This is a genomic window from Vibrio sp. V12_P9A6T4, assembly GCF_963874835.1.
GTDB classification, from domain to species: Bacteria; Pseudomonadota; Gammaproteobacteria; order Enterobacterales; family Vibrionaceae; genus Vibrio; species Vibrio anguillarum.
In genome coordinates this window covers 16,382-42,624 of record NZ_CAWNJO010000037.1, presented here as the reverse complement: position 1 = coordinate 42,624, position 26,243 = coordinate 16,382, and the positions used below count along the sequence as shown (strand labels likewise).

The 26,243-nt window shown below is 46.1% G+C and carries 31 protein-coding genes; 11 read left to right on the top strand and 20 right to left on the bottom strand.

Features of this window, described 5'->3' with window-relative positions:
- Window positions 1–11: 11 nt before the first annotated feature.
- The gene (gene thiP / locus AACQ42_RS04060; RefSeq protein WP_094164839.1) at window positions 12–1,607 is read left to right on the top strand and encodes a thiamine/thiamine pyrophosphate ABC transporter permease ThiP; all 1,596 of its coding nucleotides are present in this window, start codon (window positions 12–14) and stop codon (window positions 1,605–1,607) included.
- On the top strand, window positions 1,601–2,305 hold the full coding sequence (thiQ, locus tag AACQ42_RS04055) for a thiamine ABC transporter ATP-binding protein (protein WP_013855963.1): 705 nt from the start codon (window positions 1,601–1,603) through the stop codon (window positions 2,303–2,305). The genes thiP and thiQ overlap by 7 nt, the downstream gene beginning before the upstream one ends.
- A 55-nt stretch (window positions 2,306–2,360) precedes the next feature.
- Here thiQ and yjgA read toward each other — a convergent pair whose 3' ends face one another.
- Window positions 2,361–2,888 carry a ribosome biogenesis factor YjgA gene (gene yjgA / locus AACQ42_RS04050; RefSeq protein ID WP_010318810.1) on the bottom strand — a complete coding sequence of 176 codons (528 nt, stop codon included), beginning with the start codon at window positions 2,886–2,888 and terminating at the stop codon, window positions 2,361–2,363.
- 108 nt (window positions 2,889–2,996) lie between these two features.
- Between yjgA and pmbA the strand changes: the two genes are divergently transcribed.
- Window positions 2,997–4,340: a metalloprotease PmbA gene (gene pmbA / locus AACQ42_RS04045; protein ID WP_094164838.1), complete on the top strand. Its 1,344-nt coding sequence runs from the start codon at window positions 2,997–2,999 to the stop codon at window positions 4,338–4,340.
- Between the two features lie 81 nt (window positions 4,341–4,421).
- Here the strand turns inward: pmbA and mgtE are convergent, their stop codons facing one another.
- From mgtE to AACQ42_RS03985, 12 genes are all read right to left on the bottom strand, one after another.
- Complete coding sequence (mgtE, locus tag AACQ42_RS04040; protein ID WP_013855966.1) at window positions 4,422–5,777, bottom strand: magnesium transporter; 1,356 nt, start codon at window positions 5,775–5,777, stop codon at window positions 4,422–4,424.
- A 151-nt stretch (window positions 5,778–5,928) separates the two neighbouring features.
- Entirely contained in the window at window positions 5,929–6,207 is a 279-nt protein-coding gene (locus AACQ42_RS04035) for an HPr family phosphocarrier protein (protein WP_013855967.1), read from the bottom strand.
- Between the two features lie 10 nt (window positions 6,208–6,217).
- On the bottom strand, window positions 6,218–7,075 hold the full coding sequence (rapZ, locus tag AACQ42_RS04030) for an RNase adapter RapZ (RefSeq protein ID WP_094164837.1): 858 nt from the start codon (window positions 7,073–7,075) through the stop codon (window positions 6,218–6,220).
- Between the two features lie 16 nt (window positions 7,076–7,091).
- Window positions 7,092–7,538, bottom strand: coding sequence for a PTS IIA-like nitrogen regulatory protein PtsN (ptsN, locus tag AACQ42_RS04025; RefSeq protein WP_013855968.1), 447 nt, complete (start codon window positions 7,536–7,538; stop codon window positions 7,092–7,094).
- Between the two features lie 2 nt (window positions 7,539–7,540).
- Window positions 7,541–7,828: a ribosome hibernation promoting factor gene (gene hpf, locus AACQ42_RS04020; RefSeq protein ID WP_013855969.1), complete on the bottom strand. Its 288-nt coding sequence runs from the start codon at window positions 7,826–7,828 to the stop codon at window positions 7,541–7,543.
- A 25-nt stretch (window positions 7,829–7,853) separates the two neighbouring features.
- Window positions 7,854–9,314, bottom strand: a complete 1,461-nt coding sequence (locus tag AACQ42_RS04015) for an RNA polymerase factor sigma-54 (RefSeq protein ID WP_064625916.1) — start codon at window positions 9,312–9,314, stop codon at window positions 7,854–7,856.
- Window positions 9,315–9,365: 51 nt separating this feature from the next.
- A complete protein-coding gene (gene lptB, locus AACQ42_RS04010) occupies window positions 9,366–10,091 on the bottom strand; it encodes an LPS export ABC transporter ATP-binding protein (RefSeq protein ID WP_013855971.1) in 726 nt (241 codons plus the stop codon).
- A 2-nt stretch (window positions 10,092–10,093) separates the two neighbouring features.
- Window positions 10,094–10,594, bottom strand: coding sequence for a lipopolysaccharide transport periplasmic protein LptA (lptA, locus tag AACQ42_RS04005; RefSeq protein ID WP_017046455.1), 501 nt, complete (start codon window positions 10,592–10,594; stop codon window positions 10,094–10,096).
- On the bottom strand, window positions 10,575–11,138 hold the full coding sequence (lptC, locus tag AACQ42_RS04000; protein WP_017046456.1) for an LPS export ABC transporter periplasmic protein LptC: 564 nt from the start codon (window positions 11,136–11,138) through the stop codon (window positions 10,575–10,577). The genes lptA and lptC overlap by 20 nt, the downstream gene beginning before the upstream one ends.
- Complete coding sequence (gene kdsC / locus AACQ42_RS03995; protein WP_094124238.1) at window positions 11,135–11,692, bottom strand: 3-deoxy-manno-octulosonate-8-phosphatase KdsC; 558 nt, start codon at window positions 11,690–11,692, stop codon at window positions 11,135–11,137. Before kdsC ends, lptC begins: the two co-directional genes overlap by 4 nt.
- Entirely contained in the window at window positions 11,689–12,663 is a 975-nt protein-coding gene (gene kdsD / locus AACQ42_RS03990) for an arabinose-5-phosphate isomerase KdsD (RefSeq protein ID WP_094164836.1), read from the bottom strand. The genes kdsC and kdsD overlap by 4 nt, the downstream gene beginning before the upstream one ends.
- A gap of 19 nt (window positions 12,664–12,682) precedes the next feature.
- Complete coding sequence (locus AACQ42_RS03985) at window positions 12,683–13,648, bottom strand: calcium/sodium antiporter (protein ID WP_094164835.1); 966 nt, start codon at window positions 13,646–13,648, stop codon at window positions 12,683–12,685.
- Between the two features lie 271 nt (window positions 13,649–13,919).
- Between AACQ42_RS03985 and mlaF the strand changes: the two genes are divergently transcribed.
- The 8 genes from mlaF to AACQ42_RS03945 all read left to right on the top strand — a co-directional run bounded on the left by mlaF (window position 13,920) and on the right by AACQ42_RS03945 (window position 19,327).
- Window positions 13,920–14,717, top strand: a complete 798-nt coding sequence (gene mlaF / locus AACQ42_RS03980; protein ID WP_026029128.1) for a phospholipid ABC transporter ATP-binding protein MlaF — start codon at window positions 13,920–13,922, stop codon at window positions 14,715–14,717.
- Entirely contained in the window at window positions 14,714–15,505 is a 792-nt protein-coding gene (gene mlaE / locus AACQ42_RS03975; protein ID WP_010318825.1) for a lipid asymmetry maintenance ABC transporter permease subunit MlaE, read from the top strand. The genes mlaF and mlaE overlap by 4 nt, the downstream gene beginning before the upstream one ends.
- A 2-nt stretch (window positions 15,506–15,507) precedes the next feature.
- Entirely contained in the window at window positions 15,508–15,999 is a 492-nt protein-coding gene (mlaD, locus tag AACQ42_RS03970) for an outer membrane lipid asymmetry maintenance protein MlaD (RefSeq protein ID WP_010318826.1), read from the top strand.
- A gap of 5 nt (window positions 16,000–16,004) precedes the next feature.
- Window positions 16,005–16,643 carry a phospholipid-binding protein MlaC gene (mlaC, locus tag AACQ42_RS03965; RefSeq protein ID WP_017049797.1) on the top strand — a complete coding sequence of 213 codons (639 nt, stop codon included), beginning with the start codon at window positions 16,005–16,007 and terminating at the stop codon, window positions 16,641–16,643.
- A complete protein-coding gene (locus AACQ42_RS03960; protein WP_010318828.1) occupies window positions 16,640–16,948 on the top strand; it encodes an STAS domain-containing protein in 309 nt (102 codons plus the stop codon). Before mlaC ends, AACQ42_RS03960 begins: the two co-directional genes overlap by 4 nt.
- Window positions 16,949–16,961: 13 nt before the next feature.
- Complete coding sequence (ibaG, locus tag AACQ42_RS03955) at window positions 16,962–17,216, top strand: BolA family iron metabolism protein IbaG (RefSeq protein WP_013855981.1); 255 nt, start codon at window positions 16,962–16,964, stop codon at window positions 17,214–17,216.
- A 9-nt stretch (window positions 17,217–17,225) separates the two neighbouring features.
- Window positions 17,226–18,491, top strand: a complete 1,266-nt coding sequence (murA, locus tag AACQ42_RS03950; RefSeq protein ID WP_026029130.1) for a UDP-N-acetylglucosamine 1-carboxyvinyltransferase — start codon at window positions 17,226–17,228, stop codon at window positions 18,489–18,491.
- 89 nt (window positions 18,492–18,580) lie between these two features.
- Window positions 18,581–19,327: a 1-acylglycerol-3-phosphate O-acyltransferase gene (locus tag AACQ42_RS03945; protein WP_013855983.1), complete on the top strand. Its 747-nt coding sequence runs from the start codon at window positions 18,581–18,583 to the stop codon at window positions 19,325–19,327.
- A gap of 8 nt (window positions 19,328–19,335) precedes the next feature.
- Here AACQ42_RS03945 and AACQ42_RS03940 read toward each other — a convergent pair whose 3' ends face one another.
- The 7 genes from AACQ42_RS03940 to AACQ42_RS03910 all read right to left on the bottom strand — a co-directional run bounded on the left by AACQ42_RS03940 (window position 19,336) and on the right by AACQ42_RS03910 (window position 25,898).
- Entirely contained in the window at window positions 19,336–20,283 is a 948-nt protein-coding gene (locus AACQ42_RS03940) for a sensor histidine kinase (protein ID WP_094164834.1), read from the bottom strand.
- Window positions 20,276–20,827: a heme NO-binding domain-containing protein gene (locus AACQ42_RS03935; protein WP_013855985.1), complete on the bottom strand. Its 552-nt coding sequence runs from the start codon at window positions 20,825–20,827 to the stop codon at window positions 20,276–20,278. The genes AACQ42_RS03940 and AACQ42_RS03935 overlap by 8 nt, the downstream gene beginning before the upstream one ends.
- Before the next feature lie 190 nt (window positions 20,828–21,017).
- Window positions 21,018–21,407, bottom strand: a complete 390-nt coding sequence (locus AACQ42_RS03930; protein WP_013855986.1) for a RidA family protein — start codon at window positions 21,405–21,407, stop codon at window positions 21,018–21,020.
- A gap of 120 nt (window positions 21,408–21,527) precedes the next feature.
- Entirely contained in the window at window positions 21,528–21,995 is a 468-nt protein-coding gene (pyrI, locus tag AACQ42_RS03925) for an aspartate carbamoyltransferase regulatory subunit (protein ID WP_010318833.1), read from the bottom strand.
- Between the two features lie 16 nt (window positions 21,996–22,011).
- Window positions 22,012–22,941, bottom strand: a complete 930-nt coding sequence (gene pyrB / locus AACQ42_RS03920) for an aspartate carbamoyltransferase (protein WP_017049800.1) — start codon at window positions 22,939–22,941, stop codon at window positions 22,012–22,014.
- A 459-nt stretch (window positions 22,942–23,400) separates the two neighbouring features.
- Window positions 23,401–24,405: an ornithine carbamoyltransferase gene (argF, locus tag AACQ42_RS03915; RefSeq protein WP_017049801.1), complete on the bottom strand. Its 1,005-nt coding sequence runs from the start codon at window positions 24,403–24,405 to the stop codon at window positions 23,401–23,403.
- A gap of 116 nt (window positions 24,406–24,521) precedes the next feature.
- Window positions 24,522–25,898 carry a PhoH family protein gene (locus AACQ42_RS03910; RefSeq protein ID WP_088729158.1) on the bottom strand — a complete coding sequence of 459 codons (1,377 nt, stop codon included), beginning with the start codon at window positions 25,896–25,898 and terminating at the stop codon, window positions 24,522–24,524.
- Window positions 25,899–26,243: the final 345 nt, after the last annotated feature.

The window sequence follows — 26,243 nt, the reverse complement described above, 5'->3', positions numbered from 1 at the left end:
TTCGATAAAGTTTGAATGCTATTCCTAAAATAGGCATTGGGGTCGCGATGCTTGTCGCGACCTTTGTCATCAGTGCGTTGGCGGCGTTGCTGTTACAAGCACCCAGCTTAAATGTGATGCATGTATGGCAAGACCCGTATTATCGCCATGTTACTCAATTTAGTTTTTACCAAGCCAGCTTGTCGATGCTGCTCAGTGTTGGTTTCGCGGTTCCTGTTGCTCACGCACTTTACCGTCGTCGATTTTGCGGACGTGCGCTGCTGATCAAATTGTTTGCAACGACCTTAGTGCTTCCGGTGCTGGTGGGCGTATTTGGTTTGTTGGCCATTTATGGTAATAGCGGTCTGCTCGCCTTGCTGCTCGCGTGGTTTGATAGCAAACTGCCGTTTTCCATTTACGGATTAAACGGTATTTTACTGGCGCATCTGTTTTTTAATCTCCCGTATGCCAGCCGTTTATTGCTGCAAGCGTTAGAGTCGATCCCGGCTGAACAACATAAGTTATGCGCGCATCTTGGCATGAGTCATTGGCACAAATTTCGTTGGGTTGAATGGCCGCGTTTGCGTCAGCAGCTTCCTCATGTCTGTGGTTTGGTGTTCATGCTCTGTTTTACCAGTTTTGCCACTGTGATGGCACTTGGCGGCGGGCCTAAATCTACCACGATTGAGCTGGCGATTTATCAGGCGATCAAATTTGATTTTGATTTACAAGCCGGCGCGCTGCTTGCGCTGTGGCAGATGCTGTTATGCGGGCTGCTGTCTCTATCCATTTCACGTCTAGCGAAGCCGTTAGCCATCACCACAGGGCGTCAAGCGAGTGATTATGTGGTTAGTCGAGACAATCGAAAAGCACAATGCTGGGACGGCGCATGGATCTTCCTTGCCTTGCTGTTAGTACTTCCGCCGCTGGTGATAGTCATCTTGAGTGGTTTAAATTCGCAGCTTTTTCACGTCTTGAGTGATGAGCAATTCTGGCGTGCGCTTTGGGCTTCACTGCAAGTGGCGTTATTGGCAAGCGTGGTTGCTGTTTCGGCTGGGGTTGCCATACTCATCACGACTCGCGCTTTGCGCCTGCAGCAGCACAACCGTAAGGCGGACCAACTAGAGTTGATTGGCGCGATTATTTTGGTCACGCCAGGGCTTGTTATCAGCACCGGGCTTTTTCTGTTACTGCGTATCTGGACCGATGCATTTAGCTTAGCGTATTGGGTGGTTTTTTTCGTCAATGGCTTAATGGCATTGCCGTATGTGTTGAAAACATTGGCGCAACCTATGCTGCATATCGCGCAGCAATATCAATGGTTATGTGCCAGCCTTGGCATTAAAGGGTGGCAGCGTTTGCAAGTGATTGAGCTGCGTGCGTTGCGTAAACCCTTAGCGCATGCCTTTGCGATCAGCTTTTTGCTCTCAATGGGGGATTTAAGTGCGATTGCTCTATTTGGGAGCCAAGAGTTTAGAACCTTACCGCTTTACCTGTTCCAACTGCTAGGCAGTTATCAAATGCAAGCGGCGGCGGTGGTTTCTCTTACGCTGTTGCTACTCAGTGTGGGGTGTTTTGCCCTCATTGAGCGGTTATTTCACTCACATTCAAAGGTAAAGCAATGTTAGAACTCAAGGCTGTGCACTATGAGTATCAACAGGAGTGGTTTGAATTTTCGCTCTCTGTACCGCGAGGGGCGATTCTCTCTTTGATGGGGCCAAGTGGCGCGGGCAAGTCGACTTTACTGAGCTTAGTTGCGGGTTTTATTGCACCGAAAAGCGGCGATATCCAAGTGCAAGGGCAATCCTTACTTGGGCAGGAGCCACACTTGCGTCCTTTTTCGATGCTGTTTCAAGAGCACAATCTTTTTGCCCATCTCACTGTGCGTGAAAATATTAGCCTTGGGTTACATCCGGGGCTGAAATTAACCACTTCGCAAAAGGCGTTAGTTGAGTGCGCCGCGCAGCAAGTGGGTTTGGCTGCGCTACTTGATCGCTTGCCTGAGCAGCTCTCAGGGGGGCAGCGTCAACGAGTTGCTCTGGCGCGCTGTTTTGTACAACCACATCCTATCTGGCTGCTGGATGAGCCCTTTTCCGCCTTGGATCCGCTACTCAGAGAAGAGATGCTACTTTTGGTTAAGCAGTTAGCCGCAGAAAGAGAGATCACTGTAGTGATGGTGACGCACCACATCAGTGATGCCAAAGCGATTGCGAGCCATTTTGCGTTTATGGCTCAAGGACATGTGTTAGTGAGTGATCGCATTGAGGCACTTTCCGCGCAACACGCAGACGCGCAGCTCAGTGATTTTGTGCGTGCAGGGGAATAAAAAAAACCTCACACGTTTAGGTGAGGTTTTTGCGTCTAATCAGCACTATGACAGGTTAAACTGACTTATCGTTATGCTCTCTGAGCACTTGGAAAATCTCTCGTGATGCTCTTGGTGGTTTGCTGTTGGCTTTCTCTTTATTTGCTTGACGCGCTAATTGGCGCAGACGTTGACGATCCATCTCTGGATAGAGTGCCATCGCATCTTCAATCGCGCTGTCACCTTTCTCCACAATACGATCACGCATCTGTTCGAGCTTGTGCAGCATGGCGGTATTTTGTGAGTGCTTGTTACGCAGTTTATCCAATGCCGCTTGAATTGGTTCGGCATCGATGGTACGCATCATTTTTCCAATGTATTGCAGTTGGCGGCGTCTGGCTTCCATGCTAAAACGCTGAGCATCTTTGATGGCATCCATCAAATCTTCAGACATCGGGATTTTTGCTAACTGAGACGGCTTCAGAGCAACCAGCTCTTCACCCAGTTTTTGTAGCTCAGTCATGTCGTTTTTCATTTCGGTTTTGCTAACCCAAATGATCTCCTCTTCTTCTTCCCAAGGAGCTTTTTGATTCTTACGCGCCATTTTCTTCATCTATTGAGTTATGTATGTCAGCTATTTTAGCAAGAATCGTGGGGAGAAAGCGAAATTCTTGTTATCCTAATGACATTGTTTGCTAATAATTGATGAGATATGGACGTAAAACAACAAGTTGCTCAGCAGCGCATCGAACTTGAAGCGGCGGTTGCTAAGGCATTAGAGATGGCTGCGCTCAGTTCTGATGCTGCCGAAGTGGCGATCACCAAAAGTACCGGCCTGAGTGTTTCGACGCGAATGTGTGAAGTTGAAAACGTAGAATTTAACAGTGATGGGGCATTAGGCATCACTGTGTATCGTGGGCAACGTAAAGGCAGTGCGTCGACGTCAGATCTCAGTGAAAAAGCAATTGCGCAGACGGTCGCTGCAGCGCTTGATATTGCGCTTTACACTTCTGAAGATCCTTATGCAGGCCCTGCACCTAAAGAGCTAATGGTGCGAAATATTCCTGATTTAGATCTCTTCCATCCCGATGAACCTAACCCAGACATGGCCGCTAAAATTGCCATTGCTGCAGAAGAGAAAGCGTTAGCTTACAGCAACAAGATCAAACAAAGTGATGGCGCAAGTTATGACAGCCATTACGGTGTGAAAGTGTATGGTAATAGCCATGGTTTGCTCGCGAGTTATGCCTCTAGCCGTCATAGTATTAGCTGCTGCGTGATCGGTGAGGGTAAAAATGGTGAGATGGAGCGTGATTATAGCTATACCGTTGCACGTCACCGCGACGATTTATGGTCGCCAGAGCTGGTCGGGCAACAAGCCGCAGAAAAAACCATCAGCCGTTTAGATGCAAAAAAACTGAAGACGGGCAAAGTTCCGGTGATGTTTGCCGCAGATGTAGCGACAGGTTTGATTGGCCATTTGGTGATGGCGATCAGTGGTGGCAGCTTGTATCGTAAATCTTCCTTTTTACTTGATAAGTTAGGCGAGAAAATTTTACCCGATTGGTTCAATATTGCCGAAAAACCCCATGTATTACGTGCGTTGGCATCAAGCCCATTTGATAGTGAAGGGGTATTTACGCAAGACCGCCCAATCATTACCGATGGTGTGCTCTCTACTTATCTTCTGAGCAGCTATGCCGCTCGTAAAATGAAGATGACTCCAACTGGTCACGCGGGTGGCATCCATAACTGGTATGTTCAATCCACAGGACAAAATTTTGAGCAGATGCTTAAAGCGTTAGGCACAGGCTTGTTAGTCACTGAAGTGATGGGCCAAGGTGTTAATGCAGTGACAGGTGATTATTCGCGTGGCGCCGCTGGTTTCTGGGTTGAAAACGGTGTGATTCAATACCCTGTATCTGAGATTACTATCGCGGGTAATTTGAAAGATATGTTCCAGCAAATGGTGGCGGTAGGGAGTGATGTCGAAACACGCTCGCAAATCCAAACCGGGTCTATTTTACTTGAATCGATGAAAATTGCGGGCGAATAATCGCTTAAGCTGAATATGAAAAAGCTTGGTATAACAACCAAGCTTTTTTTATGGGTGGTTTGGGTATGTATCAAAATAGGGCTACATCAAAATGGTCGCCAAGCCGAGAAAGACAGAAAGCCCAACCACATCGGTGACGGTTGTTAACGCCATTCCGCCAGCAAGAGCCGGGTCGATTTTCATTTTTTTCAGTAAAATTGGGATGGTGACGCCGGCGATCCCGGCAATGAGTAGGTTGGCCATCATTGCTGCGGAAATGATGCCGCCAAGCATCCAATTGCCTTTCCATGCCACCACAATGCCGCCAATAATGGTAGCCCACATGATGCCATTTAAAAAACCGATTGCCGCTTCTTTGAATAGCAATTCACGTTGGTTACTGTCACCGATATGTCCCAATGCTAAACCACGAATGACCAAGGCCACGGTTTGGTTACCTGCGACACCACCCATTGAGGGCACTATGGTCATTAGCACGGCAATGGCGGCCATTTGATCCAGTGTTGCTTCAAACATGTTAGAAACAGAGGCTGCGGCGAGGGCGGCCAAAACATTTGCCCCAAGCCAGATGGTCCGTTTACGTGCGGATTTGACTACTGGAGCAAAGGTATCTTCGTCATCGTTCATACCAGCCATACTCATCATGGAATGTTCGGCATCTTCACGAATGATGTCAACGACGTCATCAATGGTGATCCGACCGACCAAGTGCTGGTTTTCATCCACCACAGGCGCGGACACCCAGTTGCGACGTTCAAACAGGCTGGCAACATCTGAGTCGCTGGTGGTGACCAAAATCGCCTCATCGGCATCATCCATGACTTCACTTACTGGAATATCCGGTTGCGTTGTCAGTAAGGTGGTGAGTGAGAGATGCCCAATCAGCTTACTTTCATCGTCAATCACGTAAAGTGCATCGGTTGCTTCGGGCAGATCGCCGCGCATGCGTAAATAGCGTAAAACCACGTCAATATCAACGTCACCACGAATGGTGATCACGTCGGTATTCATGATCCCGCCGGCTGTTTCCTCTGAATAGGAGAGCGCGGTTTCAACGCGCTGGCGATCAGCGCTGTCCATCTGCGAAAGCACTTCGCGTGACACGTCATCTGGCAAGCTACGCAGTACATAGGCCACGTCATCGGTGTCCATGCCTTCGGTCGCTTCTGCCAGTTTTTCGGGTGCCATTTTGGAAACTAGGGCATCTTTGACGTCTTCGTTGAGTTCATCAAGGATTTCACCGTAGTCTTCTGGGTCGGTGAGTTGCCATAACACCTCCCGGCTTTTACGTGGAGAGGCTTCTAAGAGGTGAGCAATATCTTCTGGCTCCATGTCCTGCAATTGGCGACGGACATGGACAAAACGACCATTTTCTAAAGCTTCGCTGACTTCTTGGAGGGTTAGGTGAGCTTGATCAAATTCAATTTGCTCGGCCATGGTTTCCCCCTACTTAGGATTCTTACAATGTGTTGAATAGTAACTTAATTCTAGGCCTTATTTAATAAGTTCTTATTAAGCACTGAATTTATTTTGACTATCAGGGGCGCGCATGCGCTGTCTGTGGGAGAGTGGAGTGTAAGCCTTGTGCTTACTCGTCTTCATCAAATTTATGTTCAATCAGCGAACTAACCGCTTGCAAAGCAGGCTCTGCTTGTGAGCCTTCAGCATTGATGGTGATGTATTGACCTTGTGCGGATTCGAGCATCAATAAACCCATTACACTATCTGCAGTGGCTTCTTTTCCTTCTTCACTTTGAATGGTGACCACCGCATCAAAAGATTGCGACAGTTCAACCAGCTTAACGGCTGCACGAGCATGAAGGCCCAAGCGATTTTGGATTAAAACCGTTTTACTTAATAGTGGCATACCATCGCTCCTATTGCTGTTTTTCTAATGATGTATGGCGTATCTGTACTTGGTGACCTAATTGAGTAAAGTACTCGCCAAGCTGTTGAGTCAGGTAAACGGAGCGGTGCTTACCACCGGTGCAACCAATCGCAATTGTGAGATAACTGCGGTTGTTTTTTTCGAGCATCGGTAGCCAGTATTCAACAAACTTTTGAATTTGTTGTTTAAGTTCAATTACTTCACTATGGCGTTCAAGAAACGACTTAATTGGTGCATCCAGGCCAGTTAATGGGCGAAGATCGGGTTCCCAATGTGGGTTGGGTAAAAAACGCACATCAAACACGTAGTCTGCATCGCTGGGTAGTCCATATTTGAAGCCAAAAGACTGAAAGACCATCACCAGATCTTTGCGCTCACGTCCTTCAATTCGCATGCGTACGGTTTCGCTCAACTCATGCAACGATTGATTACTGCTATCGAGCACTAAATCGGCTTGCTCTTTGAGCGGCGCAAGCAGCGACTTTTCCAATTCAATCGCTTGCGCAAGTGAAGGTTTATCGGCGTTTAATGAGAGAGGATGGATACGACGCGTTTCGCTGTAGCGCTTGAGTAGTGTCTCTTTACTGGCATCGAGAAACAGCACACTAACATCGTTATTCTGTTTTAGCTGCTCTAAAATATCCGCAACCAAACTAGGCTCTTGGGGCAAGTTACGGATATCAATACTCACCGCGACATTTTGTTTGCTGCCTTGGACTGATTGAATAAACGCATCCAACAAGTTGACGGGAAGGTTATCGACACAATAGTAGCCGAGATCCTCCAGTACTCGTAAAGCAACGCTTTTCCCTGCGCCTGATTGACCACTCACAACGATTAAACGCATAGTTTCGGCTCGGTGGTTATTGGTTAGTCATGATGTCGTACAGCTCTTGATCGCTTTGTGCACTTCGAAGCTGTTTTAAAACTTGTTTGTCATTGAGGCGCTCGGCCATACAAGCGAGCGTTTTTAAATGCTCTTTGCACTGCTCTTCAGGAACGAGCAACGCAAACAGTAGATCGACAGGTCGATTATCAATGGCATCAAACTCAATCGGTTCTTCACACTGCAGCAAAACGGCAATGGCACGATCACTGTTGGTCATTCTTGCATGAGGAATGGCGATGCCATTACCAATACCAGTACTGCCCATTTTTTCTCGGCTGAGCATGCATTCAAACAGCTCGGTGGAATTTTGACCTGAATACTCAGCAGCGATTTCGCTAATGATTTCTAGGGCTCTTTTTTTACTGGTGCATTGGACCGCACTTTTCGTGCAGTCCAATGAGAGTACTTCGCTTAATTGCATGATTAATGACTACTTAGCTTTTCTTTATGCTTGTTGAGTTGTCTTACGAGTTTATCCACTAAACTGTCAATGGCAGCATACATATTTTCATTGTCGGCCACGGCGTGGATATCACCTTGATTTATGTGGAGCGTAGCTTCAGCGATCTGTTGTACTTTTTCAACACGTAAAACAACCTGTACGTTATTGATATGGTCAAAAAATCGCTCAAGTTTTTGAAACTTCGAGTTTACATAGTCTTGCATTGAATCGGTCAGATCAATGTGATGGGCATTAATGTTGATTTGCATAGACTTTCCTTCTCTGTTTTGTGCCTTACAGTAGGCGTTTGCGCTGACTCGATGGAGCAATGCCCAACGATTCACGGTATTTAGCTATCGTCCGTCTAGCTACCTGAATCCCTTGGTCAGCCAGTAGATCTGCAATTTTACTGTCACTTAATGGTTTGGCTGTATTTTCAGCGGAAACCAGTTTTTTAATCAGTGCTCGTATTGCAGTCGATGAACACTCTCCCCCGCTGTCGGTACTGACATGGCTGGAGAAGAAGTATTTCAATTCGAAAATACCACGCGGAGTATGCATGTACTTCTGCGTTGTCACCCTTGATATGGTGGATTCATGCATTTCTACCGCTAAAGCAACGTCATTGAGTACCATTGGCTTCATCGCCTCTTCACCATACTCAAAGAAATCACGTTGATGTTCAACAATACACTTGGCAACTTTGAGCAGTGTCTCGTTTCTACTTTCTAAACTCTTAATAAGCCATTTTGCTTCTTGCAAATTGCTGCGAATGTAGTTGCTATCGGCACTGTTACCTTTGCCTAATGCTGCATATTGTTGATTTATTTTAAGTTTTGGTACGCTGTCGGGGTTTATTGTGACCACCCATTTGCCGTGATCTTTGTAAACAGACACGTCAGGCACAACGTATTCGGCATGCTCGGTTGAAATGTTATTTCCCGGTCTTGGGTCAAGTTGTTGAATGAGCTGCAATACCTCTCGCAGATCTTCTTCTTTTAACTTGGTTTCTTTGATGATCAACTTGTAGTCACGGTTGCCGAGCAGATCAATGTGTTGGATCAGCAGCTGTTTAGCTTCTTCTAACCAAGGGGTACTGGCAGGGTAGGTCGCTAATTGTAAAAGCAGGCAGTCTTGAAGGTTGACTGAAGCCACACCGAGGGGATCAAACTGCTGAACACGTTTACGAACGGCTTCAATTTCATCAAGCTCAATATTTTCATCGGCAAAGCTTTCTAAAATATCATCCAAAGAAACGGTGAGATAACCGTAGTCATCGATGGCGTCAATCAAGGCAAGAGCAATGCTGCGGTCGGTGTCGCTAAACGGTGTGAGATCTAATTGCCACAGTAGATAATCTTGCAGGGTTTGCGTTGTTTCACCTTGGTACACGGGCATGTCATCATCAAGGGCGATCCCTGTGCTGCCTGTGTTCGCGCTGTAGACATCATCCCATGTGGTGTCGATCTCAAGCTCGCTGCTGATTTCGGATTTTTCAATTAAGTCAGAGCTGTCTTGTGGCTCAATATCTAACACCTCAGCACTGGCTTCTTTCTCCTCATTGATGCTATGAACATCGGCGGTGGCATTCTCTTCATAGGCCTCTTCAACATCCAATAATGGATTAGACTCTAGAGCCTCTTGGATCTCTTGCTGGAGTTCCAATGTGGAGAGTTGCAACAAACGAATGGCTTGTTGTAACTGCGGTGTCATCGCTAATTGTTGGCCGAGCTTCAGTTGTAATGAGGGTTTCATTCAGTGCCAGTTACCTTATTATTTTTAGAATTGATGTCACTCTCTACTTAATCATAGACGGAATTGTTCACCGAGATAAACTTGTTTTACCTCTTCATTATTGAGCACGTCATGTGGTGTACCTTCTGCGATCAAACGACCCTGGCTTACAATATAGGCTTTTTCACAGACGTCCAATGTTTCTCGAACGTTGTGGTCTGTGATTAAAACGCCTAAGCCACGATCTCGCAGGTGTTGGATGATCTTTTTAATGTCGATAACGGAAATAGGGTCGACCCCTGCAAAGGGTTCATCAAGCAAAATAAATTGTGGGTTTGCGGCAAGAGCGCGGGCAATTTCAACTCGGCGACGTTCACCACCCGATAGCGCCATCCCCGCACTATGGCGGATATGTTGAATGTGAAATTCTTCTAGTAGATCTTCGAGTTTATCTTGGCGCTCTTCACGTGTCATTGATTCACGGGTTTCAAGTACCGCCATGATGTTATCTTCGACCGATAATTTTCGGAAAATAGACGCTTCTTGAGGTAAGTAGCCGATCCCTAAGCGTGAGCGACTGTGCATAGGTAAAATGCTGATGTCGTGATCATCAATGCTGATCTTACCTTCATCACGAGCGACAAGGCCGACGATCATGTAAAACGATGTGGTTTTTCCTGCGCCGTTAGGACCGAGTAAGCCAACAATCTGCCCCGATTCTACTTGCAAGCTGACGTCAGAGACGACTTTGCGCTTTTTATAGCTTTTCGCTAAATGTTCTGCTTTAAGTATGGCCATAATTATTCTTGTGTCGTAGTGGCTTGCGGCTGAAGCACGGTCGATACTCGCTCGTTAGAGTTACCATCAGCCATCAGTTTCTGTGACGAAATTTTGTAACGAATTTTCGTACCACGGATGATGCTATCGTCTTGTGACAACATGGCTTGATCGATCATCGTCAACTGATCATCGGCCAATTTGTAATAGAGCTCTTTCGCCTCACCATACAAGGTTTTGCCATCGTCGGTTAATTGCGAAAAAGTGGCGAGGTTGCCATATCCTTCAATTTCTTGAATGGAGCCATCTTTCGCATCACGGGTTACAATCACTTTGTCGGCGTTGATATTGATACTGCCTTGTTTGAGATTGACATTACCAAGGAGTGTCATTTGGTTGCTTTTCATGTCGAGCAGTTGGCTGTCTGCATTCAGATAAATCTGCTGAGCACTGTCGGTAGACAACGCGGATACGTGACCAGAAATCGCTAAACAAGCAATAAGACTAAGGTGTGAGAGTTTCATATCTACCTTGTACATGGTTATAAAGAATAGCGGTATTGTCGGCAAAGTTGCCTTTCATCGCTTGTCCTTGTGTTTCGAATTGTGGCCCAACCAAATCGACCTGATTATCGGCCCAAAAATCGCGATTATTGAGTTGAATGCTCATCTTAATGGTTGAAAGCGTATCAAAACTAGAATCTGCTAATAGGTTTTTTGCCAGTACGTCGTCATACAGTGTCAGAACTTGCTCTTCATCGAGTACGCCGCGTTTAGCGGTAATCTCCCACTCTTGCAAAATACCATCACGGAAGACTTTGAGTATCGGGTACTCGAAAATGGTGTCGCCACTTTTTGCGTAATGATCCAGATGCGTCGATTGAATGATGTAGCTGCGGATACCTTGCTCGTTATAGGTGGTGTTGTCGAGATTTTTTCCACTAAACGACGGTAACTCCAAGTTCGGAGCAACTTGTATATCGGTATTTTGTTCTTTATCGAACAAGTAATAGGCTGACCACGATGCGATAAAAATCAGTATCACATAGAGGACACGAGATAAACTCATACACTTAAGCCTTTGTGCACATCTAACTCACCGCGAGCTTGCAAAATCAAATCACACACTTCGCGTACAGCGCCATGCCCACCTTTTATATGGGTCACGTAGTTTGCGCGTTTAACTAATAGCGGGTGACCATCCGCGACACAGACTTTCAGCGCGACTTTTTCCATTACTGGCCAATCAATCAAGTCATCACCGATATACCCCGTGTGTTCTGGGGCAATATTGAGTTGGCGACAAATGTCGTTATAGGCTTTGACCTTGTCATCCTGACCTTGATAAACCAGTGTAATGCCTAATACGGCCATACGGTTTTCGACAATTTTTGACTGCCTACCTGTGATGATCGCCACTTCAATGCCAGCATTCATCAATGATTTTATGCCGTAGCCATCTCGAGTGTGGAAGGTTTTTAGCTCTTCGCCTTGATTGCCCATATAAACTAAGCCATCAGAGAAGACGCCATCCACATCGCAGATCAGCAGTTTTATCTGCTTAGCTATGTCGAGAATAGGCAGTGAGACCGGGCCGTAGAGTGTATCAATCATGGTCATCACATCACTCCTGCTTTGAGCAAATCGTGCATGTTTAATGCACCGACCAATGTGCCATTTTCGCACAGCATCAAGCCATTGATTCGTTTATCTTGCATTAGGTTTAACCCTTCGACCGCGAGCATGTTAGGGGTTGCTACCGTTGGGTTTTGCGTCATCACCTCGCTGATTGCTGCGCTGTGAATATCGATTCGTTTGTCTAAGATGCGGCGTAAATCGCCATCAGTAAAGATGCCAATAAGCTGCATGTTGCTGTCAACTACCGCGGTCATCCCCAAGCCTTTTTGACTGATCTCAAGTAAGGCATCGCGGATCAATGCATTTGGTTGCACGGTTGGTAGTGCATCGCCAATGTGCATGATATCAGAGAGCTTGAGCAACAATTTTCGACCTAAAGCCCCACCGGGATGAGACAGCGCAAAATCTTCAGCGGTAAAGCCGCGTGCTTGCAAGAGTGCGACGGCTAACGCATCGCCCATCACTAGCGTTGCGGTGGTGCTGGAGGTTGGCGCAAGGCCAAGCGGGCATGCCTCTTGTGGGACTGTGATTTGCAAATGAAGATCGGCCAACTTTGCCATATTCGATGACGGGTTGCCTGTCATGCTGATGATGCGAATATTGAGCCGTTTTAGCACAGTAAACAGTGATAAAATTTCCGAGGATTCGCCAGAGTTTGAAATAGCAATTACGATGTCGCCACGCTCGATCATACCAAGGTCACCGTGCGCTGCTTCTCCTGGATGTACGAAAAATGCCGAAGTGCCAGTACTGGCTAAGGTCGCGGCAATTTTTTTACCGATATGGCCTGATTTACCCATACCCATCACCACCACTTTGCCGTGATCATTGGCAATGATCATTTCACACGCTTGGCAAAATGAGTCGTCAAAGTATTGCTCTAGCTGCTGTAAAGCCGCCATTTCGGTGGCGAGAACTTGCTGTGCAACACTGCGATAATCAAACTGATTCGACATTCGATACTCCGAGTTTGGGTTAAGCGCTCATATTCATAAGTAGATAAGCTTGGTATCCGATAAAAGCGAGGAAGAGCACGCCTCCCTCAATGCGGTTAATACTACGCGATTTCCCTAAAGCCATGGCAACCAGTAGCAGAGATACGCCAAGCATTACCCAAAAATCGCGTCCCATCGCATGCTCACTGAGTATCGATGGATTAAGAATGCCGGGTAAGCCCATCACGGCAAGAATATTGAATACGTTCGAGCCAATAATGTTGCCCACAGCCATATCATCTTCGCCTTTCAACACACTTGTGAGTGAGGCGGCCAATTCTGGCAAGCTGGTCCCAACAGCGATGATCGTCAGGCCAATTACCAAGTCGCTCATGCCAAAAAACTTAGCGATAATGACGGCGTTATCGACTAACACGCTGGCAGCAATCGGCAGAATGATAAGCCCAATCACTACCCAAATAGCCGCTTTTGCGTTGCTCACGCCCTGCGGTATTTCAGATTCCTGCTCGGTAAGCAGTGCGTCACCATGTTTTTGCTCGTTACGGCTAATGCGGAGCATCGCGATGATAAACACGGCGAAAAGTGCAAACAGCAACACTCCTTCATAGAATCCTAAGTGGTTATCCCACAATAACGCACCAGCAAGTAGTGTGACCGCAATCATCAGCGGCAGTTCACGGCGGAGTACCGCAGAACTGACGGAAAGCGGTTTGATGAGTGCTGTAATACCCAAGATCAAAGCAATGTTAGCGATGTTAGAACCGAGCACGTTACCGACGGCAGTATCGGTTTTCCCATCCAAAGCGGCCGTTGCCGATACCATCATCTCTGGTGCTGATGATCCCATCGCTAAAATAGTCATGCCGATCACTAATGGCGAGATGCCGAAGTTGCGAGCAAGCGCGGCAGAACCAAAGACTAACTTGTCAGCGCTCCAGACTAAAAACACCAAACCTACAATGAGAAACGCTACCGCTTCGATCATGATGATACCTAATTAATGAAATGAGTGAAAAAATGATGTAATTAACCGCTAATTTTGACGTGTTGGTTGCGAAAAGGGAAGCTGAAGATCCAATTAATTACGTTCAATTCATGGTTTAGTTAGCTATCCATCAATAAATGACCGGAAGATTGTTTTGGCGAAAGATGATGCTTTACTTTAGGATGTAATTGAACAGTGCTTTTAATTTTAGAACGTTATGCTTATGATTGCCCATCATTTTGGGGCGGACAACAATAGTGAAACACTCATGATGCCAATCAACGATCTTGTCACAATCAAGAATTTAACCTTCTCCCGTTCAGGACGGAAGATTTTCGATGACGTGAGTCTCAGCGTTCCGCAAGGAAAAATTACCGCCATTATGGGGCCATCGGGTATTGGTAAAACCACTTTGCTACGTCTTATTGGCGGACAACTGTTTCCTGAACAAGGTGAGATTTGGTTCGACAAACAAAACATCCCGATGCTCAGTCGCAAAAAGCTGTATCAAGCTCGTAAAAAAATGAGCATGTTGTTTCAGTCGGGTGCGTTATTTACCGATTTAAATGTGTTCGACAATGTGGCTTTCCCTTTACGTGAACACACTCAATTAGATGAATCGCTGATTAAGACATTAGTTTTACTAAAATTAGAAGCGGTTGGTCTGCGCGGTGCCGCCTTGCTCATGCCGAGCGAATTATCCGGTGGTATGGCAAGAAGGGCTGCATTAGCGCGCGCGATTGCGCTGGATCCGGAACTGATCATGTATGATGAGCCGTTTGTGGGGCAAGACCCGATCACCATGGGCGTGCTGGTGGAATTGATCCGCAATTTGAATCAAGCTTTAGGGGTGACCTCGATAGTGGTCTCTCATGATGTTCCTGAAGTGATGAGCATTGCCGATTGGGTTTATTTGCTGGCTGACGGCAAAGTGATTGCCAAAGGAACGCCAAACGATCTTTATCAAAATAGCGATCCTCGCGTACAACAATTTTTACAAGGCGAGGCTGATGGCCCAGTACCATTTCGCTTTCCAGCGCAAAGCCTAGAAAAGGATTTATTCTCATGATGTCTAGATTGACTGACTGGATTGAAGGGCTCGGTCGCCGTACGCTCGAATTTTGCCAAGCCTTTGGCAAAGCTAGCTTGATGCTGTTTGGCGCATTAGTGAGCCGCCCACGGCCTATTCAGAATTTTCCATTGTTAGTGAAGCAGCTCTACAGTGTTGGCGTTCAGTCGCTGGCGATTATTGTCGTTTCTGGCTTGTTCATTGGCATGGTGTTGAGCCTGCAAGGCTATGTGATTTTGGTCGATTACGGCGCGGAAGGTAGCCTTGGGCAGATGGTTGCGCTCTCTTTATTGCGTGAACTTGGGCCCGTGGTGACTGCGCTGCTGTTTGCTGGGCGTGCTGGTTCTGCACTTACCGCTGAGATCGGCCTGATGAAAGCCACCGAGCAGCTTTCCAGTTTAGAGATGATGGCGGTTGATCCGCTCAAACGTATTATCGCTCCTCGCTTTTGGGCTGGGCTAATATCAATGCCGTTGCTAGCGATGATTTTTATGGCGGTCGGCATTTGGGGAGGCCAGCTTGTTGGCGTGGATTGGAAAGGGATTGATCACGGCAGTTTTTGGTCTGCGATGCAGTCATCGGTAGAGCTAGGACAAGATATTGGCAACAGTATGATCAAGTGCGTGATGTTTGCCATCACAGTGACTTGGATTGCACTGTTTAACGGTTACGATGCTATTCCAACCTCGGAAGGTATTAGCCGTGCCACCACAAGAACCGTAGTGCATTCATCTTTAGCTGTATTAGGGCTAGACTTTGTACTCACCGCATTGATGTTTGGGAATTAATCATGCAGCAAACACGAAAAATAGAACTTTGGGTCGGTAGCTTTGTCCTTGCTGGAATTTGCGCAATTCTGGTGATGATTTTTCAGGTCGCTGACGTAAAAGGGTTGGGTTCCAACCATACTTACCAACTGAAAGCTGAATTTGACAATATCGGTAGTTTAAAAGTGCGCTCGCCAGTCAAAGTGGGTGGTGTAGTCGTTGGGCGAGTGGCCGAGATTAAACTCGATAGAGAGAGCTTGCTGCCTGTGGTTACTATGGCTATTAACAGTCAATATGATCAATTTCCAGAAACGTCGAGTGTGCAAATTCTAACTTCTGGATTGATTGGTGAGCAGTACATTGGGCTTGTGCCCGGGTTTGTCTTTGAAGATGAACAGATGTTAAAAGAGGGCGACTTAATTGAAGACACAAAATCCGCCCTCGTATTAGAAGATTTGATTGGCCAAGTGCTGTATAGCGTCGGTGGTGGCTCACAAGAAAAAGGTAAGGAGTGACAACAGTGTTTAAACGGACGTTGATTTTTGTATTTACCCTCTTTGCCGCTATGTTTGTGCAAGCGGCCAATGTGGATAAAACCCAGCCCTATACCATGATGAAGCAGGTGTCTGAAACGGCATTTACTCGTTTGAAAGCCGAACAAGAAGCGATTCACCACCATCCTGAATATTTGAAAGAAATCGTGGAACAAGAACTGATGCCTTACGTCAATGAGCAGTATGCGGCACTGAAGTTATTGGGCCCAAACTTAAAAGGGGCCAAACGTGAAGATGTCGCCACATTCATCACCGCATTTCGTGCTTATCTTGTCAGTGCATACGCGCAAGTATTGACTCAATACAGTAACCAAATTATTGAGTTCGAGCCTGAACAGGCGGTGTCGGATGATAAACGCATTACCAGCGTGAAGGTGGATATTATTGATACGCCACGACCGAACATCAAACTTGAGTTTAAATTGCGCAAAGAGAAAAGTGGTGAATGGCAAGTCTTTGATATGATTGCAGAAGGAGTGAGTTTGCTCTCCAGTAAGCAATCTGAATGGAGCGGTAAAATTCGCCAAGATGGCATCTTAGCGGTTGCCAATGAACTGCAACAATTGGCGGATCAGCCGATCCGTTTTGAAGGTAAAGCGCAATGATTCATCCGCAGTGGCATCAAACTGATATGCCGATTGCGGCTTTGTCGGGTGCATTAGACAGAGAGCATGTGCCTGATTTATGGGCGTTTATCCAAAAATGGAACCCGGTGAGTACACAGTTTGAGATTGAACTGAAAAACGTTGAACGCATAGACTCTGCCGGAATGGTGATGTTAATCCACCTAATAGAGCATGCAAAAAAACGAAACTGTCATATAATGCTCAGTTTCGTGCCAGAGCAACTGCGCACACTATTCCAATTGAGCAACATTGATCGTTTAATGGCTCAACATATAAAGAATTAAGCAGGGGAACATTGTGGATAGCGCAAAAGTACAACAGTTATTAGAACAAGCACTAAACCTTGAAGAGATCCACGTCAAAGGTGAAGGTAGCCACTATGAAGTTATCGCTGTTGATGCTTGTTTTGCAGGGATGAGTCGCGTTAAAAAACAACAACTTATTTATGCTCCACTGATGGAGTACATTCAAAGAAACGACATTCATGCCCTTTCTATTAAAGCGTTCACACCAACAGAGTGGGCTCGTGATAAAAAGTTGATGTCGCTGTAAGGTTTATTGATGGAAAAGTTTCGAGTTATTGGGTCAACACAACCTCTTCAAGGTGAAGTGACCATTTCAGGTGCCAAAAACGCTGCACTGCCTATTTTATTTGCGTCTATTTTGGCCTCTGAGCCAGTAGAAGTGGCCAATGTGCCACACCTTCGCGATATTGATACCACAATGGAACTGCTCAAACGTTTAGGCGCTAAAGTCGAACGTAATGGCTCAGTTCATGTCGATCCTAGTCAAATTGATGAATATTGCGCGCCGTATGATTTAGTCAAAACCATGCGTGCTTCTATTTGGGCTCTCGGTCCATTAGTGGCTCGTTTTGGTTATGGCCAAGTTTCGCTACCTGGAGGCTGTGCCATTGGCGCTCGTCCTGTCGATCTGCATATTCACGGTTTAGAGCAGCTTGGTGCCACCATCACCTTAGAAGATGGCTACGTGAAAGCCAGTGTCGAAGGTCGTCTACAAGGTGCACACATCGTCATGGATAAAGTGAGCGTGGGTGCCACCATTACCATTATGTGCGCCGCAACCCTTGCCGAAGGCACAACCGTACTCGACAACGCTGCGCGTGAGCCTGAAATTGTCGATACCGCACTGTTTTTGAATAAGCTGGGTGCAAAAGTATCCGGTGCAGGCACCGATACCATTACCATTGAAGGTGTTGAACGTTTGGGTGGTGGTAAACACGCTGTTGTGGCTGACCGCATTGAAACGGGCACGTTTTTAGTCGCGGCGGCTGTTTCTCGCGGAAAAATTGTTTGCCACAACACTCACTCGCATTTGTTAGAGGCCGTGTTAGCAAAACTGGAAGAAGCGGGCGCTGAGATTGAAACGGGTGAGGGCTGGATAAGCCTTGATATGACCGGAAAAGAGCTTAAGGCGGTTTCGATTCGCACTGCGCCTCATCCTGGCTTTCCAACCGATATGCAAGCACAATTTACCCTACTCAATATGATGGCAAAAGGTGGTGGCAAGATCACTGAAACCATCTTTGAAAACCGTTTTATGCACGTTCCTGAACTGATGCGTATGGGAGCAAAAGCGGAGATTGAAGGGAATACCGTGATTTGTGGTGATGTGGAATCGTTGAGTGGCGCGCAGGTGATGGCGACCGATCTACGTGCCTCAGCCAGCCTAGTGATTGCCGGTTGTATCGCAAAAGGTGAAACCATCGTCGATCGCATCTACCATATCGATCGCGGTTACGAAAGAATTGAAGATAAACTGTCGGCTCTTGGCGCTAATATTGAGCGCATTCAAGTCAGCAGTTAAACTCTCGCTCATGCAATGGAGCCGAAATCTCTGGGTTTCGGCTTTTTTATCCTTGCTCATTTTTTATCTTTGTTCCATGGAGAACTGAAATGATTGCTCTTTTGCGTCTATTGGCAGTCGCACTGTTTGCCATTGTGATGTTTGTTTTTGGATGTGGCTACTGTTTACTTAGCCCACGTAATCCCAAACATGTATTTACGTTTGGGCGTTTATTCGCCCGCATGTCAAAATTGATGGGTATTAAATTAGAACTGCGTATCCCAGAAGATGCTTATCAACGCGGCCAGCACATCTACATTGCGAATCATCAAAATAACTGGGATCTGTGTACTGTTGCTGCGGCGGTAACGCCGAAAGTCGTGACAGTAGGGAAAAAAAGTTTAGTTTGGACACCTGTGTTTGGTCAGTTGTATTGGTTAGCAGGGAATATTTTAATTGATAGATCCAATCGCAACAAAGCCAAAGGCACCATTGATCAAGTTGTCGATAGCATAAAAACCAGTGATGTGTCTGTGTGGATGTTTCCAGAAGGTACTCGCTCGCGTGGCCGTGGCATGTTGCCCTTTAAAATGGGTGCATTTCATGCGGCAATTGGCGCAGGTGTACCGATTATCCCCATCGTTTGCAGCTCAACTAATGATATTAAGCTTAACCGTTGGGACAATGGTCATGTGATTGTTGAGATGCTGCCACCGATCAGTATTGAAGGATATGGAAAAGAAAATTTACGGGAATTAGCGACATTATGCCGTGAGCAGATGATGGCCAAATTAGCGCAGCTGGATGAAGAGGTCGCGATGCTTGATGGTAAGAAAGTCACATCACGCAGTCAGTAACCGCTTTACTAAATGGTGGGAAAAAGAAGTATGAAGGTGGTGCCTTGTCCCACTTCAGATTCGACCTGCATTTTCCCACCATGCTTTTCAACAATACTGTATGAAATTGATAAACCCAAACCCGTCCCTACGCCGACAGGTTTGGTGGTGAAGAAAGGATCAAACACCTTGTTGATGATGTCTTGATTCATGCCATGCCCATTATCTGCCACTGTCACCCTCACCCAGCGTTTCCCTTTTTCGACCACAGAATCTGTGCTAATCGTTAACTTTCCTTGTGCTTCGCAAGCGTGAGAGGCGTTAATAAATAGGTTCATAAACACTTGTTGTAGCTCTGCTGATATCCCATTGATTTTCGGCAAAGCCTCATCCAATCGCTGCTCGACCTCCATCGTATATTTAAATTGGTTCCAGACCATGTGTAGTGTTGATTCAATACACGAATTTAACTCACACTCGACAAATCGGCCATCACTGGAGTGAGAAACGCTTTGTAGGCTAGTGACAATGTCTTTTACGCGCAGCAATCCACCCGAAGTCTCTTGAAGCATGTCAGTTAAATCACTTTCGACAAAACCAATATCATGTCGTTGATAATAATCTTGATAATTGCGGTAGAAATCCGTGTTAGCAATTTCGGCTTTGTGCTGGGCTACCAAAGCGACAATTCCTATATAGGCGTGAGAGTAATCACGCAGCGTATTTAAATTACTCAGACAAAAACCGATTGGGTTATTGATCTCGTGAGCAACGCCAGCCGCCAGCAGACCGACGGAGGCCATTTTTTCTGATTGTACAAGCTGTGCTTGCGCGCTATGAAGTTGATCTAGAGTCTCTTGCAGCTCTAAAATTTTATCGTAGAGCTCGCGGCTTTTTTCTTGCAGTAACCGCTCTGCCAGCAAACGAGCCTGACGCTCACGCTCATAAATGCGTTGGTATTGCTCTATATCACTCATGTTTACCCTTAAAGGTGACAACAATTTCACAAAATGAAGCGCCATGATGCATGCATTGGGGCTGCTCGATTTCGACTTCTTCACCAAATTGTTCTGAAGCGCCGATGATGAGTCCTTCCGCCGCAGCGCACAATTTTCTTTTCGAGGTGTAATACATGGTTAATCGATCGCCCTCGCTTTTACATTGAAATTGCGGCAAATAGGCATCGGGGTAGAGCCGCTTCACTTCTTTATGGATCACTTGATCGACCGAAATCAAAAACTCTAATAAGTTGTTTTTATTTGGGTAATTTTCAGGAAGGCTGTTGTACAGGCGAGAAAATAGGTATTGCCCATAAAGCCGGACTAAATCATCGGTGGGGATGTTTTTCTGCTCGCTCAAATAAGCCACCATTGCAAGCAGTTCGTCATCGGAGTATTGCTCTCCAGCGGTGTAGATGCCTTGAGAGCTAGGTTTTAAATCCTCGAGCATTTGATCCCAAAACAGTGCGCCAAATTTTTCGATGACTAAATCAGAAAGAACGGTATAGATAATCCCTTGCATCTCACTACCTCGAACGGTTCAAAAGTACGATAAGTGTTGGTGACTAACCCTAAAGTAGCAAGTGTGAGGTGTAAAAATTGATTTTTTTGGATTAAAAAAAACCTCGAACGGGGTTCGAGGTTTGAAAAAGCACATTCACGTCAGAGTGGCATGCTGGTGGTGCTTACACTGTGCTGATTATGAGCAATGCTTACTTACGTACCGCAATCGCTTCAATTTCAATACCCACATCTTTGGGTAAGCGAGCGACTTCTACGCATGAACGCGCAGGGTAGTTTGCCACGTTATGTTCATCAAAAAACTTACCGTAGACTTCATTCACCGTGCCAAAATCATTCAGATCTTTAACAAATACAGTCATTTTTACGATGTCAGAAACCGTTAAGCCAGAAGACTCCACCACGGCTTTTACGTTGTCGAGAGATTGACGAGCCTGCACTGCGATATCTGCTGACACTTCGCCGGTGACTGGGTTGACTGGAATTTGCCCTGAAGTTAGCACCATATTGCCAAGATCGACACCTTGTACATAAGGGCCAATTGCGGCAGGAGCGGATTCGGTATGAAGTACTTTAGTCATGATTGTGTTCCATCTGTTTTTATGTGAAGGGTAGGCGTCAGTTTGCCTTTAAAGAAACGGCAGGTAAAGTGCAAAATGCCCCACTAAAGTGAGGCATCGATAGACTTAAATGGGGTTATATTATGACTCGCGTTCGGTCACAATCTCACGTGAGTAAACTTTCTCACAATACTTACATTTCAAACGAATATCGTTTTTCTTTTCGAAAACCTTAAAGCTGCTTTCGACCGGTTCATTGTGGGAAATACAGTTGCTGTTTGGGCAGGCAAAAACATCATTGATCTGCTCAGGCAGTGTCAACGCTAGCTTTTTCACCACTTGGTAGTTTTCGATTTGGTTGACAGTCGCATGCGGTGCATAAAGTGCTAATTTATTGGCTTGGGCTTCATTAATGAACACATTTTCAATCTTCAGCAGATCTTTTGCGCCCAGCGCGGAAGAGGGTAAATTTAAGCCAATCGTGACACGTTGATGAGAATTGTGCATATCGAATAACTTTAATACTTTAATACCGATTTGCGCAGGAATGTGGTCGATAACCGTGCCGTTTTTAATGGCTTCAACCTGTAATTGAGTCTCTTTAGTCATGGTTGGGGCTCCTTTATTACAGGGTTTCGTTTAACACAAGCGCCAACAAAGCTTCACGGGCGTAGACCCCGTTTTCTGCTTGTTGGAAGAAGTAAGCGTGCTTCGTTTTGTCCACATCGACGGTGATTTCATCCACGCGCGGAAGCGGATGCAGCACTTTTAAGTTATCGCGCGCACCTTCAAGCATGGCGGCTGTCAAAATGTACGCCGATTTAATGTGCGCGTACTCTGATTCATCAAAGCGCTCTTTTTGGACGCGCGTCATATACAGAATATCTAACTGTGGAATAACGCTTTCCATATCGGTGTGCAGGCTGTACTCAATGCCTGCATCATCTAACTCTTCGCAAATATAGTCAGGCATTGCTAGCGCATCCGGCGCAACAAAGAAAAAGCGAATGTGGTTAAATTTAGCCAAAGCTTGGGTTAAAGAATGGACGGTACGGCCATATTTCAAGTCGCCAACAAAGGCGATATTAATGCTATCTAAGCGGCCTTGTGTTTCGGCAATGGTGAACAAATCAAGCAGTGTTTGGGTTGGGTGCTGGTTGGCACCGTCGCCAGCGTTAATCACAGGAACGCCGTTTGAAAATTCAGAGGCTAAACGTGCTGCGCCTTCTTGGGGGTGGCGCATCACAAACGCATCCACATAAGAGGAGATCACTTGTACTGAATCGGCCAGTGTTTCGCCTTTTTTCGCCAGTGACGTGTTGCCACCATTATCAAAGCCAATCACGTTGCCGCCGATGCGTTGAATAGCGGTTTCAAAAGACAAACGAGTACGAGTCGACGGCTCAAAAAAGCAGCTTGCTACCACTTTGTGCTTAATCAGCTCTGGTTTTGGTTCCGCTTTGAGTTGGCCTGCGGTTTTCACAATCAATTCCAGCTCGTCACGAGAGAGCTCCGGAATCGAAATAATGTGCTTTTGATAAAGCGAATTCACCATGGTCGTCTTCCCTATAATTTTCTAGTAGCCATAAAAAAGCCCCCCAATAGGGAGGCTTTAAAAATCAAGAGAGGGGAAAAATAACGCGCCCAGTAAGTCAGCACGCTGACCTACATTGAATCGAATTGCGTTGTAGATGTGAATAACAACGTCCGTTTTCATAGCTACCCCTCAGACAAATTGCTGGGAATTATACGCTTTCGTTGTGTGAGCGCAAGCGATTACCTAACAATCCTCTTCATCATTGGCACTGTCGCTGCGTTAGCTGCTTTCACTCACCCGAATCACTTACTCATGTAAGTTCATCGGGCTTCGTTCTCTTGCCGCCTTGCGACAGCACCAATGATTTTGAGGATTAAAAGTCGCTTTGGCACTGTCGCGGCGTTAGCTGCTTTCACTCACCCGAATCACTTACTCATGTAAGCTCATCGGGCTTCGATCCATTGTTGCCTTGTTTTTTTAAGCGCCGAGAGTCGCGACCATCACAGCTTTGATGGTGTGCATGCGGTTTTCAGCTTCATCAAACACAATCGAATATTCAGACTCAAACACCTCTTCGGTGACTTCCAAACCTTTCATACCATATTTTTCCGCCACCTCTTTACCTACAGTGGTTTCGTCGTTATGAAACGCAGGCAAGCAGTGCATAAATTTTACCTGTGGATTACCAGTTTGCTTAATCACATTCATATTGATTTGGTAAGGTGTCATTAAGGCCACGCGTTCATCCCATGCATCGGCTGATTCGCCCATGGAAACCCAAACGTCGGTATAGAGAAAATCGCATCCTTGCACGCCTTCTTGTATATTTTCAGTGAGCGTGATTTTGGCTCCCGTCTGTTTGGCAATTTCTTGGCAAGTGATGACGAGTGATGCTTCTGGCCAAAACTGTTTGGGTGCGACGAGGCGAATATCCATGCCCATTTTTGCTGCGCCCACCATCAGTGAATTGCCCATGTTATTGCGTGCATCGCCTAGATAAGCCAGTGACACTTGGTGCAACTGCTTACCACGGCCATGCTCAATCATGGTTAAAAAGTCAGCTAAAATCTGTGTTGGGTGGAACTCGTTGGTGAGCCCGTTCCATACAGGAACGCCAGCATGTGCGCCAAGCTCTTCGACAATTTCTTGTCCAAAACCGCGATATTGGATGCCATCGTACATTCTTCCGAGTACGCGCGCGGTGTCTTTCATCGACTCTTTATGACCAATTTGCGACCCTGATGGCCCGATGTAAGAGACTTGAGCGCCTTGATCAAACGCGGCCACTTCAAATGCACATCGCGTCCGTGTTGAGGCTTTCTCAAAAATCAGCGCAATATTTTTACCCGCTAATCTTTTCTGTTCTGATCCGGCGTATTTCGCTTTTTTGAGATCAGCAGAGAGATCGAGCAGAAATTGGATCTCTTTCGGCGTGAAATCGAGCAGTTTGAGAAAGTTGCGGTTGCGTAAATTGAAAGCCATATCCCAGTCCTAAACGGTGAATGATGAATGGCCTTAGTAAAACATATAAATGCTAAATTTGTGAATAATTATTTTAAAATAAAGACGAGATATTAATAATATCTCGTCTAATGTGACTATAAATTCTCTTCAGCGAATTCGGCCAAGCGGCTGCGAACAACGCCGTTTAAGTGAATGTTGGCGCTGCCTTCAAAGTTTTTAAAGCGCTCAACCATGTAGGTCAAACCCGAGGTCACCGGGGTTAAGTAGTGGGAATCAATCTGCGCTAAGTTACCAGAACAGACAATTTTAGTGCCCTCACCACAGCGCGTGATGATAGTTTTGATTTGAGAAGCGGTTAAATTTTGACACTCATCGAGTAGCACAAAGGCATTTTGGATTGAGCGCCCACGCATAAAGTTGATCGATTTAAACTGGATATTGGCTTTATCGCAGATGTATTTGAGTGAACCTTCGGTGCAGTGATCGTTTTTGTGCAAGGCTTCCAATGTATCCGTAACCGCCGCCAGCCACGGCATCATTTTCTCTTCCTCTGTTCCGGGTAAGAAGCCGATCGATTCTCCGATATCTGGCGTGTTACGGGTGACGATAATCTTATCGAACATCTTCTTCTCAATGGTTTGTTCAAGAGCGGCGGCCATAGCGAGCAGCGTTTTCCCGCTACCAGCGGCTCCGGTTAAAATCACCAAATCAATGCTTGGATCAAGCAAGGCATCAAGAGCCATCGCTTGGTAGATATTTTTCGGAGTGATGTCCCACGCTTTGCGGTGCATCATTCTCTCGCGGCCAATATCAAGCAGCGTAATTTTTTCTGCGTTGATTTCATGCACGCGCGCCGCAAAATCGCTCTCTTCATCAATGACATATTGATTAATAAAGGTCGGATCAAACGGCGCTTTATCTAACGTATGGAAGGCTTTTCCGCCGACGGTTCTACTCTCAACTTCATCGACGTTGTTCCAAAAATTTCCTTCACGAACTTGGAAGCCTTTGGTCAGGTACTGCACATCATCAATCAATTGGTCAGTGCGGTAATCTTCAACATAGCGCACGCCTGCACCTTTAGCGCGCAATCGCATGTTGATGTCTTTGGTGATGAGAACCACAGAACGTGGCGCTCGTTTCGCTTGCAGGTAAAGTACAGCGTTGAGGATACGGTTGTCGCCAGCTTTGTCAGCAAAGGCTTTGACGGTTTCTTGCAACTCAAAGTCGGCAAGGATCGAGATAGTTCCCGTCTTGCTGGCCTCTTTAGAAAATGGAATACCTTCGGTAATTTCGTCTGGGGTGGCATCGTGGAATAAGTGCTCTAAAGCACGAATAGCGACCCGCGCATCTCGTGCAACATCGCGTTTGCTGTCTTTGATCCGGTCAAGTTCTTCAAGAACGGTCATCGGAATGACCACATCATGCTCTTGGAAGGAGTAAATGGCTAAAGGTTCATGAAGCAGGATGTTGGTATCAAGTACAAACAGTTTCCGATCGGTATCGCCCATAAGCGTCTCCTTGCTGCTGTGCAGCGTGCTTAACAAAAGGTGCTAGCAAGTAGAGGTTATCGATCAATGGATGCCGGTAGTGACTCGATTGCTCGATGACTTACTGCAAGCCTGTGTTGATACTCATTGTTTGTTTGGTCTGCATGCTTCGTGCCAGAGTCATCCTTTTGACTGGCAAAGCAAGCATCGTTACAACAAGTATAGCAACCTTGTTTACTACAAATGCCACCGATTTCTTACAGTTTGATGTCAACCAAAAGTTGAAGAAAAAAATCTTGGTTATCCTTCGCTTTACACGTGACCTGTATCACGCCATCAAGTAAGATTAGCGACCTTTTTCTGCAC